At 53.9% G+C, this 15,741-nt stretch carries 20 protein-coding genes and 1 pseudogene; 10 read left to right on the forward strand and 11 right to left on the reverse strand.

The genetic code is table 11. The annotated features are described in order from the left end of the window. Nucleotides 1-35: 35 nt before the first annotated feature. Both ERD84_RS10480 and cueR read right to left on the reverse strand, forming a co-directional pair. Nucleotides 36-1,586, reverse strand: a complete 1,551-nt coding sequence (locus tag ERD84_RS10480) for a serine hydrolase (RefSeq protein ID WP_130039557.1) — start codon at nt 1,584-1,586, stop codon at nt 36-38. Between the two features lie 146 nt (nt 1,587-1,732). Further along, the gene (gene cueR / locus ERD84_RS10485; RefSeq protein ID WP_130039558.1) at nt 1,733-2,128 is read right to left on the reverse strand and encodes a Cu(I)-responsive transcriptional regulator; all 396 of its coding nucleotides are present in this window, start codon (nt 2,126-2,128) and stop codon (nt 1,733-1,735) included. Between the two features lie 135 nt (nt 2,129-2,263). Between cueR and ERD84_RS10490 the strand changes: the two genes are divergently transcribed. Together ERD84_RS10490 and ERD84_RS10495 are read left to right on the forward strand one after the other, a co-directional pair. Then, nucleotides 2,264-2,653: a cupin domain-containing protein gene (locus tag ERD84_RS10490; RefSeq protein ID WP_130039559.1), complete on the forward strand. Its 390-nt coding sequence runs from the start codon at nt 2,264-2,266 to the stop codon at nt 2,651-2,653. 31 nt (nt 2,654-2,684) lie between these two features. Beyond that, the gene (locus ERD84_RS10495; RefSeq protein ID WP_130039560.1) at nt 2,685-3,101 is read left to right on the forward strand and encodes a DUF411 domain-containing protein; all 417 of its coding nucleotides are present in this window, start codon (nt 2,685-2,687) and stop codon (nt 3,099-3,101) included. A gap of 12 nt (nt 3,102-3,113) precedes the next feature. On the opposite strand, the pseudogene ERD84_RS10500 reads toward ERD84_RS10495, so the two are convergent. Then, nucleotides 3,114-3,528: pseudogene (locus ERD84_RS10500) on the reverse strand (LysR substrate-binding domain-containing protein); the annotation flags it as partial. A 65-nt stretch (nt 3,529-3,593) separates the two neighbouring features. On the opposite strand from ERD84_RS10500, the gene ERD84_RS10505 reads away from it, so the two are divergent. Next, nucleotides 3,594-3,884 (forward strand): hypothetical protein, encoded by a 291-nt coding sequence (locus tag ERD84_RS10505; protein WP_209019825.1) that lies wholly within the window; start codon nt 3,594-3,596, stop codon nt 3,882-3,884. A gap of 59 nt (nt 3,885-3,943) precedes the next feature. Here the strand turns inward: ERD84_RS10505 and ERD84_RS10510 are convergent, their stop codons facing one another. The 3 genes from ERD84_RS10510 to ERD84_RS10520 form a co-directional block, all read right to left on the reverse strand. Then, a complete protein-coding gene (locus ERD84_RS10510; RefSeq protein ID WP_130039561.1) occupies nt 3,944-4,414 on the reverse strand; it encodes a methyl-accepting chemotaxis protein in 471 nt (156 codons plus the stop codon). Continuing rightward, the gene (locus ERD84_RS10515; RefSeq protein ID WP_167667392.1) at nt 4,342-5,220 is read right to left on the reverse strand and encodes an MCP four helix bundle domain-containing protein; all 879 of its coding nucleotides are present in this window, start codon (nt 5,218-5,220) and stop codon (nt 4,342-4,344) included. Before ERD84_RS10515 ends, ERD84_RS10510 begins: the two co-directional genes overlap by 73 nt. A 93-nt stretch (nt 5,221-5,313) precedes the next feature. Further along, nucleotides 5,314-6,228: a LysR family transcriptional regulator gene (locus tag ERD84_RS10520; RefSeq protein ID WP_130039563.1), complete on the reverse strand. Its 915-nt coding sequence runs from the start codon at nt 6,226-6,228 to the stop codon at nt 5,314-5,316. Between the two features lie 168 nt (nt 6,229-6,396). On the opposite strand from ERD84_RS10520, the gene ERD84_RS10525 reads away from it, so the two are divergent. The 3 genes from ERD84_RS10525 (at nt 6,397) to ERD84_RS10535 (ending at nt 8,659) form a co-directional block, all read left to right on the forward strand. Further along, entirely contained in the window at nt 6,397-6,966 is a 570-nt protein-coding gene (locus tag ERD84_RS10525) for a YceI family protein (protein WP_130039564.1), read from the forward strand. 52 nt (nt 6,967-7,018) lie between these two features. Beyond that, nucleotides 7,019-7,588, forward strand: coding sequence for a YceI family protein (locus ERD84_RS10530; protein ID WP_130039565.1), 570 nt, complete (start codon nt 7,019-7,021; stop codon nt 7,586-7,588). Nucleotides 7,589-7,675: 87 nt separating this feature from the next. Next, nucleotides 7,676-8,659 (forward strand): glutathione S-transferase family protein, encoded by a 984-nt coding sequence (locus tag ERD84_RS10535; RefSeq protein ID WP_130039566.1) that lies wholly within the window; start codon nt 7,676-7,678, stop codon nt 8,657-8,659. Here the strand turns inward: ERD84_RS10535 and arsC are convergent. Further along, nucleotides 8,641-9,012: an arsenate reductase (glutaredoxin) gene (gene arsC / locus ERD84_RS10540; protein WP_130039567.1), complete on the reverse strand. Its 372-nt coding sequence runs from the start codon at nt 9,010-9,012 to the stop codon at nt 8,641-8,643. The genes ERD84_RS10535 and arsC overlap by 19 nt on opposite strands. A gap of 192 nt (nt 9,013-9,204) precedes the next feature. On the opposite strand from arsC, the gene ERD84_RS10545 reads away from it, so the two are divergent. Beyond that, nucleotides 9,205-10,083: a UDP-2,3-diacylglucosamine diphosphatase gene (locus ERD84_RS10545; RefSeq protein WP_130039568.1), complete on the forward strand. Its 879-nt coding sequence runs from the start codon at nt 9,205-9,207 to the stop codon at nt 10,081-10,083. Then, the gene (locus ERD84_RS10550; RefSeq protein ID WP_130039569.1) at nt 10,080-11,114 is read left to right on the forward strand and encodes a glycosyltransferase family 4 protein; all 1,035 of its coding nucleotides are present in this window, start codon (nt 10,080-10,082) and stop codon (nt 11,112-11,114) included. Before ERD84_RS10545 ends, ERD84_RS10550 begins: the two co-directional genes overlap by 4 nt. Before the next feature lie 33 nt (nt 11,115-11,147). Here the strand turns inward: ERD84_RS10550 and ERD84_RS10555 are convergent, their stop codons facing one another. After that, entirely contained in the window at nt 11,148-12,023 is an 876-nt protein-coding gene (locus ERD84_RS10555) for a pirin family protein (RefSeq protein WP_130039570.1), read from the reverse strand. Nucleotides 12,024-12,153: 130 nt separating this feature from the next. Here ERD84_RS10555 and azu point away from each other — a divergent pair, with 130 nt between their 5' ends. Continuing rightward, the gene (gene azu / locus ERD84_RS10560) at nt 12,154-12,603 is read left to right on the forward strand and encodes an azurin (protein ID WP_130039571.1); all 450 of its coding nucleotides are present in this window, start codon (nt 12,154-12,156) and stop codon (nt 12,601-12,603) included. Between the two features lie 175 nt (nt 12,604-12,778). Further along, complete coding sequence (locus ERD84_RS10565) at nt 12,779-12,979, forward strand: heavy-metal-associated domain-containing protein (RefSeq protein WP_130039572.1); 201 nt, start codon at nt 12,779-12,781, stop codon at nt 12,977-12,979. Nucleotides 12,980-13,013: 34 nt separating this feature from the next. Here ERD84_RS10565 and ERD84_RS10570 read toward each other — a convergent pair whose 3' ends face one another. Genes ERD84_RS10570 through ERD84_RS10580 form a run of 3 tightly spaced genes read right to left on the reverse strand, consistent with a single transcriptional unit; the run spans nt 13,014 to nt 15,611 of the window. Beyond that, entirely contained in the window at nt 13,014-13,154 is a 141-nt protein-coding gene (locus ERD84_RS10570) for a DUF2474 family protein (protein WP_130039573.1), read from the reverse strand. Then, complete coding sequence (gene cydB, locus ERD84_RS10575; RefSeq protein ID WP_130039574.1) at nt 13,154-14,161, reverse strand: cytochrome d ubiquinol oxidase subunit II; 1,008 nt, start codon at nt 14,159-14,161, stop codon at nt 13,154-13,156. The genes ERD84_RS10570 and cydB overlap by 1 nt, the downstream gene beginning before the upstream one ends. A gap of 1 nt (nt 14,162) precedes the next feature. Continuing rightward, nucleotides 14,163-15,611: a cytochrome ubiquinol oxidase subunit I gene (locus tag ERD84_RS10580; RefSeq protein WP_130039575.1), complete on the reverse strand. Its 1,449-nt coding sequence runs from the start codon at nt 15,609-15,611 to the stop codon at nt 14,163-14,165. Between the last annotated feature and the right edge of the window lie 130 nt (nt 15,612-15,741).

The following is a 15,741-nucleotide window of genomic DNA, read 5'->3' on the forward strand; positions in this document are numbered from 1 at the left end:
AGCCCTGTTCGTTGGTGCCGACATTCATGCGTCAGTTACCTTCTTGTCAGCGTGCCCAGTCCGTACTCATCCAATAGTTCTATGGTAACGCTTTGCGCCATGCCGCCTGGGCCAATTGCAAACTTTACGCTGTAGCGGGAACCCACCGCAGCCAGTTCGCCATCTGGCTCGAATACATAGATGTTGGCATCCCAATGGTCCAATGGGATGGTTTTCCCCGAAACGCTCATGACCAGCGCCAGTTGACCGGCCTGGTCTATTATGCCCATATCGCCGAAATAGTCATTGGTGTAGGTGCCGACATATGCATGAACGGGCAGGGCAGGAGTGGGGGACAACGGAAAAGACTGGCCTACAAACTCACCTGTTGGCTTGGTTAAGTCGGAAAAAAGGGGGCCTACAACGTCCAGCCAGTTTCGGGATATTTCGCCAAACTGCACCAGATCCATAAAAGACATGCTGATTGATTCGGCAGCACCTACCGGCCAGGCATTGGTCAGGACAACGATGCCGGTATCGGCTGCAGGGAGCAAGTTGTAGGCAGTGCCCGTACCCAACAGGAATGCGCCTGAGTGTCCGTACATGGTATAGCCACCGGCTGTGGTGGAAATATTGAATCCGTATCCGTAGTAGCTCGCAGCGGAGTCTTCAGTGGCAGGGGAGGTTTGCATCTGAGGGCTGAGCGCGGGCAGCAGGGTGGCGCGTGGAATGATTTGCCTGCCCTGATACTCGCCTTCATGTAGAACCAATGCCATCCATTTCGCCATGTCATTGACGCTGGAACTGACGCCACCAGCAGGCGATTGCGGATCGGGCTGTCGTTGTTGCTGCGTCAGCCGGAAGGACCCATTGACGCTGAGGTGGGGATACGCACGATTGGAGCGTGCCATGAAATCGGCATAGCGGGAGCTGGTACTGCGCATATCCAGCGGACGGTAAAGCTCTCGGTCTGACAGGCTTTCCCAATCGATGCCAGATGCAACTGCCACGGCTTCGGCGCCGCCGGTCAGGCCGAAATTGGTATATTTATAGCGTGTGCGCAAGGGCTCGGTAGCTAAATAGCGCAGACGTTCCAGCACCTCTCTGCGATCGTAGCCCACCATTTCGAGATCATCGCCTGCGTGTTCGGGCAAGCCGGATCGGTGAGCATACATATCGCCCACCGTTACTTGCCTGGTAGCGTCGGGGTCATGAAGGGCAAACCACGGCAGATGCTGCACTAAAGGAGTATCCCAGCCAATAATCCCTTTACTGACTTGTGCGGCCACCACCGTGGCGCCAACCGATTTTGATATCGATGCCAGCTGAAACACTGTGTCAGCATCCACAGGAGTGGCATCGCCTACACGTCGTACACCAAACCCTTTGGCATAGATGGTTTGGCCTTTATGCACAACGGCAACAGCGATTCCGGGAACGCCGGTGCGAGCCATGATGTCGTTAACGATGCCGTCAACTTGTGCCACTGCTTGCAGGACACGCTCGGGAGGGATGCTTGCGGAGTCGGAGCTCGAGTTGCTGCTGCAGGAAGCAAGTGTGAGGAGCGTGGCAGCAATAGGCAAAGCCAGGCTGGTTCGTAAGAGCATGTTGTCTCCGGAGAAATGTGCAGTCAGGCGACAGGGTGTATCTAAAGCCTGCGAATGTTATTTTTATATTTCTTTATGTAATTCTAACGGCATTAATCCGGATATGCGGCTTTTTTTAGCTGTTATGGCTGGTACAGAACGAGTATCTAGTGCTCCGGCTGCTCCAGATTGGCCAATATGGGACAGTCTGGACGGTCATCGCCTGCGCAGCAGTTGATCAGTGTTTGCAGGGTGTTGGCCATTTGTTGCAAGCCGTCGATTTTTTGCTGCAGCTTATCTATATGCGCTTGGGCAAGTCGTTTTACGTCAGCGCTTTGCCGCGAATTGTCATTCCATAAATTGAGCAGATTGCCGATCTCGGTAGCCGAGAAGCCCAGATCACGCGCACGCCGGATAAAGCGCAGACGATGAATATCTGCATCGGAATATACGCGATAGCCCGATGAGGTTCGCTGCGCGGAGGGGATCAGGCCCGTTTGCTCGTAATAACGAATCATTTTGGCTGAAACGCCCGAGGCTTTGGATACTTCACCGATATTCATGCTTGCCCATGTTCAGGTTTATTTGACAATGGATAAACCTTGTCTATATTAAAGAGTCTACGGTGTGACTATCTTATCGCTTAAATATAAGGCGGTGTTAACATCAATGAAACCGAACATTTTTAGGAGTCATGTGTGAAAGGCTTTGTACAGAACATCGAGAAACTAACCATAGAGAACGACAACTTTCGCAAGGTGCTGTATACCGGCAAGCATATGCAACTAGTCCTGATGACCTTGCAGCCTGGTGAAGAAATCGGCGCAGAAGTGCACGAAACACACGATCAATTCTTGCGCATTGAAGAGGGCAAAGGGCGCGTCTTCATCGACGACAATACCTATGAAATACAAGATGACGATGCCATTGTTGTGCCGGCAGGAGCCCAGCATAACGTCGTCAACACAGGCAGCGAACCATTGCGCCTGTACACCTTATACGGCCCACCCGAGCACCGCGAGGGCGTGCTGCACGCAACCAAGGCCGACGAGCAAGAAGAGCATTTCGACGGCACTACTACTGAATAATTGTTTTCCAATATCTTTTAGAGCAGATCACATGAAATTATGGCTGACGGCGGCCGCTTTGGCGACCGTTACAACCTTTGCCAATGCGGCCGGCACAGCAATCACTGTGTATCAGGATCCCAATTGTGGGTGCTGTGGCGGTTGGGTCGAGCATATGCGCGAATCCGGCTTCGACGTTACGGCCATCAAAACGGCCAGTATGGCTGCAGTCAAGCAAAAATTGGGCGTGCCCATGGAGCTTGCTTCCTGCCATACGGGCGTTGTCGAATCCACCGGGCAAATCATAGAAGGGCATGTGCCCGCCAATGCCGTCAACAAGCTGCTTGCAAGTTCATCGACAAAAGGTGTATCGGCGCCCGGCATGCCGCTGAACGCACCCGGCATGGGCGAGCTGGACGGTAATTTGCTTACTGTAGACTTTAGCGGTAAGCCGTTTTCCAGGGACTAAGCTCCGTAATGCCTACAAGCCTTCCGCCGCTCTGAGCGTTGTGATGAGCAGCTTGTATAGTCGATCTACCGCTACGGAACTTTGTGAGGTAGGGCTCCTGAACACAGATACCTCCATGGGTTCAAGCGGCCCCAGGCGATGGTTGCCGCCTAGAATCTTCAGATGCGACGGTGCGCTGCATTGGGTCAGTACGGCAATTCCGGGATACCAACGCCAAGTCCAGTTCGCCGCTTTCAACGCGTGGAATCAAAGCGGTCGATTGCTCACAGCTCAGTTCGATCTCGACCGCCCCATGACTGGGGGCAAAGCGCTTCAAAACCGGAGTAAGGTACTTGGCGGCATAGTCATCGGGAACACCTAGCCGAATTCGGCCACTTAATTCCTGGCCGCGAAATTCTGCCAAGGTCTCGGCATGCAGATCAAGCATTCAGCCGAGGCAAACCTGGCTTGGGCCTGTTGTTCGGAGGAGGCCTTGCCCTTTGGCTTTTCTGGGTGCTCGGTACCTGCATAGGCATTTATTTCGGCAATGCCATCAGTGATCCCAGGCGCTTTGGGTTGGACATGATCATGGGCTGCTTCCTGCTTGCCATGGTGGTAAGTGGCGAGAAAAACCTGCGCATACTGGCCATCTGGGTGGTCGCGGGCTTTGCTTCTTTACTGGCTTATTGGTATTTGCCTGAAAACAGCCATGTAGTCGCCGGCGCATTGGCGGGCGGAGTTGCTGGAACCTTTTATCGTGGCGTTGCTGATGCTGACTTGCTAGTGAATTGGGGTGCTATATAATTCTCCCAAATACTAAACTTTACATAATACACATTATACGTATTTCAGAGTAATCATTCTCAAGCCCAGCATCGGCTCAGACTCCTCACCCATCGACGACGCGATCGCTCAATGCCAGGCGCCTGTCTGGGCTTAGATGATTCAATGACCGCAGTCTGTTTCTCACCGTCAAGCGTGAAGCCGCCCACCAGCTCCACAAGATGATTGGCCTGCTCATTTAGCTGCATTGCAGCCTGCGCGGCTTCATCAACTGAAACAGCATTCTCGCTCGTCACCACGCTTAAAGACGAAACGGCTGTGTTCACTTGCTCCAGACCAGTTCTTTGCTCCAGCGTTGCTACGCTGATTGCATTGATGAGTTCAGTCACACCCTTAACTTGGGCAACGATGTCATTCATAGACTTGCCAGCATCCTGGGCGAGCTTGGTTCCGGCTGCCACCGTGCGGCTGCTGTTCTCTATGAGTGCATTGATGTCTTTGGCTGCATCGGCGCTTTTCTGCGCAAGGCTGCGTACTTCACTGGCAACCACCGCGAAAGCGAAGCCTGCATATGGCTCATAGCCTGACTGATGCTTTTGGAATGAGCTCGATGAGTGTTGATGTTGGCCGTTAGATCGCCAGTGGAAATCGTGGTAGCCACGTGAGCCACCTCACGAGGTTCGCCACCGATCTGGCGCATGAGATCCCGAGTCAGCATCAACCCCAATACTATGGCTATCAAGGCCCCGCTTAAGGTCAACGCCAACATAAGCTGAAGAGTGCTCGCATAAATGCTGTCTGTGCGAGCGGCCAATTCTCCCGATGTGTTCTGTTTTTCCAGCATCAGGGAATTCAGCATCATTTCGGCAGTTTCGCCTAGGGGACGTGCCTCCATCTGAAGCCGCGCAATGACGGCAGAAGGTACTTGCTCCATAGCGGCTTGTTCAAGCTCCTGTGCGAGTTCTTCGATAACTTGGCTGTAGGCATTAATGGCTGCAGTCGCTGCTGCAACGGTAGCCCTACCTTCATCTGTGTCAATAAGATCGTGGAGCTTGTTTATTTCGATAGACGCTGCCTGGATGAAGTCGCGCATGAAGTAAACATCACCAATGCGCTGGCCTTTGTCCGTCGCCAACAATGCACTGCGTATTGCCCGCCCCGCGGCGACAACATTGTTCTGAGCCTGCGCGGCGTGGCGCAATCCGGCCACCTCTTGCTCGTACATCAGCAGCGCCATCTGACGGACTTGCTGGGTTGACCAAATACCGACGCTGCCGATAATCGCGGCTATCGCTGCAACGATGAGAAACCCGAGTGTAATTTTGGTTCGGACTGTAAGAGTTGAAAGCCGGTGCACCTGGGCCCCCAGTAAAAGGAAACCGCAAGTCTAAAGAAGCAATATGTCGTAATTGTTACAAAGCTGCTTGCCTGTGCCTTTTAATGCGACCCGTTATGCCCTCTTCTCGAACAGCACTCTTTTCAGCGTGTCAATAAACGCGATGGTTCGCTGAGGAAGCAGACGTCGCCCTGGTGTCACGCACCATATCGTGGTGGGTGGTAGCTTCCAGTCCGGCAAAATTCGCCTGAGCTCGCCCTGGCTCACGAATTTCTCCGCAAACCCTTCGGACAAACCCACAATGCCCAGGCCTCTTGCGGAAAGCGCCTGCTGCAGCCCCAGGGAGTTTGCTGAAAGTTTGCGCAACGGTAGCCCTTCCCAGCGCTCATCCCCTCGGGACAGGCGCCACTGTTGCTGCTCTCCTGCGCTGGTAACCAGAACCAGGCCTACATGGTCCAACAGGTCGGCGGGACACGTTGGTTCCCCGTTGCTGCGCAAATACTCGGGGCTGGCGTATAGGCAGTTTTGCAGCGTAGTGATGCGCCGCGCTACCAAGGTGTTGTCATCCGGTAGATGTGTTGCGGCTCGAATGGCTGCATCAAAGCGTTCTGCAATCAGATCCACGCGGCGTGGTGATAGATCCAATTCCAGGCGAACATCGGGATACTCTTGCGAAAACTCAGTGAGGACGTTGACGAAGGAGAACTCATAGAACTCTGGCGGCAAGGATATGCGCAAGGTTCCCTGGGGGGTGATTTGACGGTGTTGGGCCAAGGCCGAGGCGGCTTCTGTTTCTTCCTGAAGCCGTCGGGCATATTCCAGCATGCGCTCGCCAAACTCTGTGAGTACCAAGCGCCGGGTGCTACGCTGCAGCAGACGTTCGCCAAGCTCATTTTCCAGGTCAGTCAGCCGGCGTGATAACGTAGATTTGGGCAAGCCGGTATGCTCGGATGCACCGGTAAAGCTGCCCGCCTCTACGATATGGGCGAACAATATCAAGTCATTTGCATAGAGCGTATTAGCGTTCATATTACCTGGATTGTTCCAAATATGGAAATATTATAGATCAATATATGGCTTTTTCGCTGTTTTTATTTTTAATAGAATAGACCTTTTGTTGAACGCCCTGCCAGGTTTGTTCACACGCATACTGAAGCACGTATCAGCTGATAAGTGTTTGATTAAACGGAGATCTTCATGAATATTCCCTTTCTGCGTGCAGTGGCGCTGGCCGCAGCCTTAGGTTTGGGTGCCCTGGGCAATGCCAGCGCTGCCGTCTATACGGCATTGGATACTGACGCCAGCAGTGTCACGTTTGGCTATAGCCAAATGAATGTGTCGATGGACGGTAGCTTTGGCAAGATCAAGGCGACTGAATTCAATTTCGACCCACAGAATCCCGAGGCGGCCAAAGTCACTATAGAGATCGCGCTCGCCAGTATTGATGCTGGCTACGAAGAAGCGAATGCGGAGCTGGAAAAAGACGAATGGCTGGCTCTGGGCCAGCATCCGTTGGCTACGTTCACATCCAAGAAGGTAGAAGCTTTGACCAATGGCTATCAAGTCATTGGCGATTTGTCCATCAAGGGCAAGACCAAAGAAGTGACGGTTCCCTTTAGCTTTAAGGAACACGGCAATACTGGTGTCTTTGAAGGCAGCTTTACCTTTCATCGCGCTGACTTTGGCGTGGGCGAAGGCCAATGGAAGGATTTCAGCATTGTCGCCAATGACATTGCAATCAAGTTCAACATCGTCGCCAAACCTTAATTGATTGCTCACATCGCGGGCGTAACAACTAACTTAAAACGAAGGATTCATCATGAAAAAGACACTTATCGTTGCAGCATTCGCTGCCCTGTTTGCTGGTCAGGCCATGGCCGCCCCACAAACTTACGAGCTCGACCCCACCCATACCTTCCCCCGGTTTTCATATGACCATATGGGTATGTCCAAGCAAATTCTACGCTTCAATAAAACCACCGGTACGGTTGTGCTGGACCAGGAAGCCAAGCAAGCCAAGGTTGATGTCACCATAGACATGGCCACGATAGATACGGGTTTTCCGATGTTCGACGAACATATCCAGGGCGCAGATTTTCTTGATACCGCACAATTTCCCACGGCCACTTTCAAGTCGACTCAAGTCAATTTTGAAGGCGATAAGCCCGTCAGCATCGAGGGCGATCTGACGATCAAGGGTGTTACCAAGCCAGTAACACTGACGGTGACTTCCTTCTATAAAGGCCCTCATCCCATGTTAAAAAAAGAGGCCATCGGTGCCAACGCAACGGCGATCATCAAGCGGACCGAGTTTAACGCTGGCAAGTATGCTCCCGGTGTAGGCGACGAAGTAACGCTAGACATCGCTCTTGAGGCCGTAGCCAAGTAAACCGGCACGCCGCGGCGCGGTTTATGCGAACCGCGCCATATGCACATACAGGGCGGGCTTACCTGACTTGCACAACAAGGAATCGATATGGGACTTCTGATTGACGGAAAATGGCATGATCAGTGGTATGACACTGGCAGCACTGGCGGAAACTTTGTTCGCAGCGATACGCAGTTCCGCAATTGGATCACCCCGGACGGTAGCGCAGGCCCGAGCGGTACAGCAGGATTCAAGGCCGAGGCCGGACGCTATCACCTGTATGTTTCACTGGCTTGTCCCTGGGCCAGCCGTGTTTTGATTCTGCGCGCGCTAAAAGGCCTGGAACAAATGATTAGCCTGTCAGTCGTCAACCCCTATATGGGTGAACACGGCTGGACATTTGAACCTGGCTCGGGTGTGGTGGCCGATCCAGTCGGGCAAGCCCAATATCTGTATGAAATCTACCAGCGCGCGCAACCTAATTACAGTGGCCGCGTGACGGTGCCGCTATTGTGGGATTTGCACGGCAATACCATCGTCAATAATGAATCGTCTGAAATCATACGCATGCTGAATACAGCGTTTGATGGGATCGGAGCGCGTAAAGGCGATTATGCTCCTGTGGAACTCTTGCCCCAGATCGACGCCATCAATGCCGAAGTCTACGATACGGTGAACAACGGCGTGTACAAGGCGGGTTTCGCTACAGACCAACACGTTTATGAACAGGAAGTCAGCCAGCTGTTCGCCTACCTGGACAAGCTCGAACTCAAGCTGGGGCAACAACGCTATCTGGTGGATGATCGCATTACTGAAGCCGACTGGCGCCTGTTCACCACCTTGATTCGCTTCGACGCTGTTTACCATGGTCACTTCAAATGCAATCTGAAGCGCCTGGTCGACTACAAAAATCTATGGAGCTATACGCGCGAGCTCTACCAATGGCCCGGCATCGCGGCCACCGTAGACTTTGACCACATCAAACAACACTATTACCGTAGCCACGGCACCATCAATCCTAATGGCATCGTGCCGGCAGGCCCGCTTCTGGACCTGCAAAGTCCGGGTAACCGTCAGCTGGCAGAGGCCTGATTCGGCAGAATTTCCCGTACCAGATCTACCGGCCGGCATAAGCGCGCACCCAGAGAGGTGCTTACAAAGGGTCGGTTGATCAAGACGGGATGTGCCAGCATGGCATCGAGCAATTGATCGTCACTTAAGTCGGCTTGGTCCAGGCCCAGCTCTGAGCAGAGAGTCTCTTTTTCGCGTAGTGCATCGCGCACCGATAGTCCGGCTTGTTTGATCAGACTGATTAAAGTGGCGCGATCGGGCGGCGATTGCAGGTACTCAATGATCTGCGGTTCTATACCCGCCTCGCGAATCAAGGCCAGCGCATTGCGTGATGTGCTGCATTTAGGGTTGTGATAGATGATGGCGGAGTCCATGAATACATCCTTCCTGTCAGGGGCTTTGTCGCAGTCCCTATATTATTTCGGGTAAAGAGCCCATTATATTGGACGTCGATCCGGCGCGGCATTTACACCACATATTGCCTTATTACTTGTTTTTGTCACCAGTCCGTCACGTGTGCTTGCTGTAATGCAAGGCATCGTTAATCTCGTACCGGTGTACTCGAGTTGATACAAGCACACGACACAAGCAAAACATACAGAACGATCTGGATTTCTGATCTGCATCTGGGTACCCCAGGCTGTCAGGCCGACGCACTGCTGGATTTCCTGAAACAACACGAATCCGAAACACTCTATCTGGTGGGCGACATCATCGACGGCTGGCAGTTGAAGAAAAGATGGTACTGGCCTCAGTCGCATAACGATATCGTGCAGAAAATCTTGCGTAAGGCTCGCAAAGGTACGCGAGTGGTCTATGTACCGGGCAATCATGATTCCTTTGCCCGTCAGTACACAGGCGAGCAATTCGGCGGTATCGAGGTGCATCTTGAGGCCGAACATACGACGCTTAAGGGACAGTGTCTGCTGATCACGCATGGCGACTTGTTCGATGGCGTTATTCAGTATGCGCCTTGGCTGGCTTATCTGGGGGACAGACTGTACAGCCTGGTGTTGGCCGGAAATGTCTGGTTCAACCGCGCCCGTGCCCGTATGGGTCTGGGCTATTGGTCTTTGTCGCAATACCTGAAGCACAAAGTAAAGGATGCCGTCTCGTTTATTACTGCCTTTGAAGATGCCTTGATCAAGGAGGCCAAGCGTCGTGGTTTTGACGGCGTCGTGTGCGGCCACATCCACAAGGCACAGATGCGCGAGGTCGACGGTGTTCTGTATTGCAATGATGGAGACTGGGTCGAGAGCCTTACCGCACTGGTCGAACATGTGGATGGCCGCCTGGAAATCATTTCATGGCTGCCTGAAAGAAGTCCAAAACCCAGGAAGTCACGCGGAAAAGAATCCTCGCCGCTAGTCGCAACCCCCATCATGCCGCAAGCTGTCACACAAACTGTGGAAACAGAAACCGCCGAAGGAGTTACGCAAAATTGAAAATTGTTATCGTCACCGACGCCTGGAAGCCGCAAGTCAATGGCGTGGTTCGCACGTTGACTCAAACTCGCGACGAACTCATGCAGATGGGACACGAGGTCGATCTACTGAATCCATTGGAGTTTCGTACCTTGCCCTGCCCCACTTATCCTGAAATTCGCCTATCGCTGTTTGCGCGCAGGAAGGTGAACAACCGCCTGAAGGCAGCCAAGCTTGATGCCTTGCATATTGCGACCGAAGGTCCCCTGGGCATGGCGGCACGGGCTTATGCTTTGCGCAACAAGATTCCTTTCACCACCGCTTATCACACACGCTTTCCCGAGTATGTCCAGGCCCGCACCCGCCTTCCCTTGTCGCTGACCTATCGTTTTTTGAGGTGGTTCCATGGCCCGTCCAGTGCCGTAATGGTTCCCACCGAGGTAGTGAGGCGTGATCTGCTCGACAATGGCTTTGCCGCGCAACAAGTTGTGCTGTGGTCGCGCGGTGTGGATCTGAATATCTTCAAGCCGGGACCTGCACTGTCTCATCAGGAAAAGCCACCCGTCTTCCTGTGTGTGGGCCGTGTGGCGGTCGAAAAGAATATCGAGGCATTCCTGAAGCTGGATTTGCCCGGCACAAAATGGGTGGCCGGCGACGGCCCTTTGCTGGCTGACCTCAAGCTGCGTTATCCCAAGGTACGCTTTACCGGCGTGATGGACCAGGAGACGCTGGCCAGCCTGTATAACGCAGCCGATGTATTTGTATTTCCCAGCCGTACTGATACCTTTGGCCTGGTGTTGCTGGAAGCGCTGGCCTGCGGCTGTCCGGTGGCTGCTTACCCGGTGACAGGCCCCATAGACGTGCTTGGCGATGCGCCGGCGGGAGTCATGGATGAGGACTTGAGGTTGGCTTGCCTGAAGGCATTGGACATTCCGCGTCAAATTGCTCGCAGTCATGCAGAGAAATTTTCGTGGCGTGCCTCGACGGAAACCTTCTTGGCTCACCTGCATCCGCTGAAAAGTTCCTCCGCCTTTGCCACCGAAGCGGCATAACGGCTGGTGGTCGACGCCTCGCCTGCTGCGAGGCTACGCCACCGTCTGTGGTAAAGGAATGAATTCGCCATTATCGTGTTCAGGCAAGACTATGCGTCCAGCCATCCAGTCTGCCTTGGCCTGTTCAATACGCTCTTTGCGTGACGATACAAAGTTCCACCATATATGGCGGGCACCCAATGGCTCGCCCCCCAGCAGCATCAGCCGCGAGTCATTTAGCGCTTTGAGCACCGGCGCCCCACCTGCCGAAAACACCAGCATCTGCCCAGCCTGATACCGCTGGCCTTCAAACTCGATGACGCCGCTGGCAATATAGGCTGCCCGTTCAGGATGAGAGTCTGGCAATGCGATAGAGGCTGTGGCCTCAAGCGTGATATCGGCATAAAACAAGGGCGAATGAGTTTTAGCAGGGCTGTCTACGCCATAAGCGCTACCTGCAATCATTCGGCCAGACATGCCAGTATCGCTGAAACTGGGCAGGTCGTCGGCCGAGTAATGAGCGAAATCAGGCGTGTCTTCTTCGTTGGCTTCGGGAACTGCAACCCATGCTTGTATACCATCTATGCGGCCACCCTGTGTGCGCATGCCGTCAAAACGTTCAGAATGGCTGATGCCTGATCCTGCCGTCATCCAGTTCAGGGCGCCGGGCAAGATGGTTTGTTCCACCCCCAGGCTGTCGCGATGCGTCATTTGACCTTCAAACAGATAAGTAACGGTAGACAGACCTATATGAGGGTGCGGCCGAACGTCCATATGCTGCGGCACAGGTGCGGGCAGTGTATGCGGCCCCATGCGGTCAAAGAAAATAAACGGCCCCACCATACGGCGCTTGCGAAATGGCAGCACACGCCCTACTTTAAACCCACCTCCGAGATCGTGTTCCCGGGTCTCAATGATAAGATCGTGCATGTAAGCTCCTGGTTATGGAAAACCCCTACTGGTTTGATGTGAATCAAGACTTCTTGTTGTGTAATGAGTTCCAATACCACTATAGGGCATTCATGTGATGCCGCCACTTTTTTTCAACTGGAGAATTCCTATGCTAGCAAAAGCCACTTTCGCCGCCCTGTTGTCCGTCATGAGCCTGCCAGCACTGGCCGCCCAGTGCGACGTCACCGTTGAGGGCAACGATGCCATGCAGTTCAACACCAAAGAAATCATTGTCGACAAAACATGCACTGAATTCACGATCAACCTGAAGCACACCGGTCAACTGCCTAAGGCAGCCATGGGCCATAACGTTGTGCTCACCAAAGAAGCCGACAAGCAAGGCGCTGCCACTGATGGCATGGCTGCCGGCCTCGACAACGATTACGTCAAACCCGACGACGCTCGTGTTATTGCCCACACCCCGGTTATCGGCGGTGGTGAAACCACTTCAGTTAAGTTTGATGTCAGCAAACTGGCCGCTGGCGAAAACTATGCCTTCTTCTGCTCCTTCCCCGGCCATTGGGCCATCATGACCGGCACCCTGAAACTGTCCAGCTAAACTACAGCTGTACAGTTTCCCGGTTATCACACTGTGGGGACACCCTGTTTGGGTGTCCCCACAGTGTTTGTGGCGCCTGAAACTCCAGGCTTGACCTTGTCACTGTTGTAAGGTTTATAGTCCGACTATTGCCATGGCTGCCCCAAGCACTGGCCCAAATCACAAGGAGCTAAACATGCTGGAATTTGAAATCAAGGACATGACTTGCGGTCACTGCGCGAGCACGATTACCAAGGCCGTGCAAGCCATTGCGCCAGGTGCAGAGCTCGACATCAGGCTCGACAACCATCACGTGCAGATCAATGGTGCGCCCGACGCCGATGCCATAGAAACAGCCATACGTGAAGCCGGCTATTCACCCGTTCGCTTAAGCTGATATCGGGCTGTCAGCCCCAAAGACCAGTACACTCTCAGGCCGTCATGCCGACGGCATTCATGACCAGGCGCAGCAAATAAGCCGCCAGCCCCAGCGCAGCGATGCTGGCAAGCCAGATGCCCAGCATCCAGGCCAGACGCTTGGCCCAGAGCCGTTTGCGCTCAACTTGCTCCACTAGTGGTAGCCTTCGCCCGACACTACCTTGCCTCTGAATACATAATAAGACCAGGCTGTGTACATCAGGATCATGGGCACGATCAGCAAGGCCCCTACTAGGGCAAAGCCCTGGCTTTGCGGCGGTGCCGAGGCGTCCCAAATTGAAATATCCGGCGGAATGATATAGGGCCAGATGCTGATGCCCAGACCGCTATAACCCAGGAAAACCAAGGCTAGTGTCAGTAGGAAGGGGCCAGCATGAGGCTCTTGCCTGAGCAAGCGCAGCAGGTAAAACGCAGTCAAAAGCACCAGCACGGGCACGGGCGCGAACCAGAATATATTGGGCAGCGTGAACCAGCGCTCGGCAATATTGCTATGGGTCAGTGGCGTCCAGATACTGATGATGCCTATCACGCCCATCAATGTCAGGGTAAGCGGTCTGGCCAGCTGCAGCATGCGGTCATGCAAGGCGTCCTGCGTTTTGAAGATCAGCCAGGTGCAACCCAGCAAGGCGTAAGCCACCAACAGGCCCAAGCCGGTAAACAAGGGAAATGGAGCGACCCAGTCGAAGGGGCCGCCCGTATAGCTGCGACCAATCACTTGCACGCCATGCATATAAGCACCCAGGGTCACACCCTGGAAAAAGGTGGCGGTCACAGAGCCCAGAATAAAGGCCTTGTCCCACCAATGACGCTTGTGCTCCTCAGCCTTGAAGCGAAACTCAAAAGCGACCCCGCGAAAGATCAGCCCTAGCAGCATGAATATCAAAGGCAGCATAAATGCGCTGAGAATGACGGAATAAGCCAGGGGGAATGCAGCCAGCAGGCCTGCGCCGCCCAGCACCAGCCATGTTTCATTACCATCCCACACTGGCGCAACGGTGTTCATCATGATGTCACGGTCTTCTTTGGCGGGTACGAAGGGGAAAAGTATGCCTATGCCCAGGTCGAAGCCATCCATGATTACGTACATCAGTACACCAAACAGAATGATGATTGCCCACAGCAGAGCCAGATCGATACCCATGTCATTCATCCTTGTCAGTGTTGATGGGAGCTGGTCGACCATCGGGTACCAGAGGTTTCTGCGGCCGGCCGGCCGCCGAGAGCGGTCGTGACGGTGTGCGTGCTTCGCCCGGCCCTCCGGGAGGCAGGAGCTCTTGTGCAGTGGGACCTTTGCGTATCAGCCGCAGCATATATACCGTACCGGCTCCAAATACCATAAAGTAAACGACGACGAATAAAATCAGCGTCAGCCCGACCTCGAGCGCCCCATGAGGACTGACGGCGTCAGCGGTACGCATCACACCGTATACCACCCAGGGCTGGCGGCCGATTTCGGTGGTGTACCAGCCAGCCAATAATGCGATAAGCCCGCTGGGGCCCATGCACAGGGCAAAGCGCCACAGTAGTGGTGATCGGTAGAGTGAGCCTTTCCAGCGAGCCCAGGCTGCCCAAAAAGCCAGTCCTATCATCAGCACGCCCAGTCCCACCATGATCCGGAAGGACCAGAACACGATGGTCGAATTGGGGCGGTCTTCTTTGGCGAATTCTTTCAGACCTGGAAACTGGCCGTCCCAGCTATGGGTCAGGATAAGGCTGCCCAAGTGGGGAATGTCGAGCGCGAAGTGGGTTTTTTCTTCTTGCATATCGGGCCAGCCAAAGAGCGTAAGAGGCACGGCTTCGCCCGGCGTGTTCTCCCAGTGCCCTTCTATGGCCGCGATCTTGGCTGGTTGATGTATGAGTGTGTTGCGCCCGTGAAAATCACCCACCATCGCCTGTATGGGCGCCACGAAAAGCAGCATCCACATAGCCATGGACAGCATTTTACGTATGGCCGGCGTATCGTTGCGCTTGAGCAGGTGCCAGCCCGCAGAAGCCCCCACCATCAGCGCTGTAGCCAGAAAGGCGGCAATGACCATATGCACCAGGCGATACGGAAACGACGGGTTGAAGATTACCGCCAGCCAGTCGACGGGTACCACTTGATTGTTGATGATCTCGTAGCCCGCAGGCGTTTGCATCCAGCTATTGGACGCCAGAATCCATGTGGCCGACATGAGTGTGCCCAGGGCAACCATGACAGTGGAGAAAAAATGCAGGCCTGGCCCTACCCTATTCCAGCCGAACAACATCACACCCAGAAAGCCCGCCTCAAGGAAAAAAGCGGTCAGGACTTCGTAGGCCAGCAGTGGCCCGGTAATGCTGCCGGCAAAATCGGAAAAATAACTCCAGTTGGTGCCAAACTGATAGGCCATGACCAGGCCAGAGACAACGCCCATGCCAAAATTGACGGCAAATACCTTGATCCAGAAATGGTAGAGCTGTCTGTATACCGGTTTGCCCGTTTTGAGCCAACAGCCTTCGAGCACGGCCAGATAACTGGCTAATCCTATGGTGATGGCGGGAAAAAGAATGTGAAAGGATATTGTGAATCCAAACTGAATTCGAGCCAGCATCAGTGCATCGAGATTCATGCATCATTCTCCGCTATGCGTTCATGAGATGTGCAGCCGCCATCTCTGGTGAGTCAGGAAGCACTGTACAGGATGTGATGGTTGTCGTAAACCGTAGAGGTACAACTGCATCAGTACTATGAAAAGCCAG

Source organism: Pollutimonas harenae (assembly GCF_004153685.1).
Classification (GTDB): Bacteria; Pseudomonadota; Gammaproteobacteria; order Burkholderiales; family Burkholderiaceae_B; genus Pusillimonas_C; species Pusillimonas_C harenae.